This is a genomic window from Pseudomonas sp. HY2-MNA-CIBAN-0224 (genome assembly GCF_040310285.1).
Classification (GTDB): Bacteria; Pseudomonadota; Gammaproteobacteria; order Pseudomonadales; family Pseudomonadaceae; genus Aquipseudomonas; species Aquipseudomonas helleri.
The window spans coordinates 1-263 of record NZ_JBEOPQ010000605.1 but is presented as its reverse complement, the minus strand read 5'-3'; the positions used below and the strand labels follow the sequence as shown (position 1 = coordinate 263).

Here is a 263-nt window from a genome sequence, read left to right as displayed (position 1 = left end):
ATATGAATACCGGCAGAAATAGAAACGGGTACGGTTAAATCTGATTTTCCAGCCACCTATTTCTCCTTCGGTGAATCAGTCATTAACCCAACGGCTGGCACACCAGCACCTTGCAAACTAATCATTAATTGAATAACGCTTTCATAAGGTATGGTGCGGTCAGCTTTGACTACCACGGGTCTTAATGGTTCAAGCTGAATTAATGCTCCGACTTCCGTAGAGACTTGCTCTATGTCCATCGCTTGAGAGTTAGAGCTACTACC

At 44.1% G+C, this 263-nt stretch carries 1 protein-coding gene; it reads right to left on the bottom strand.

Going from position 1 to position 263, the window contains the following annotated elements:
• Nucleotides 1-56 precede the first annotated feature (56 nt).
• Nucleotides 57-263 (bottom strand): ExbD/TolR family protein (locus tag AAEZ03_RS27735; RefSeq protein ID WP_350583097.1); only part of this gene is annotated, 207 nt, incomplete at its 5' end.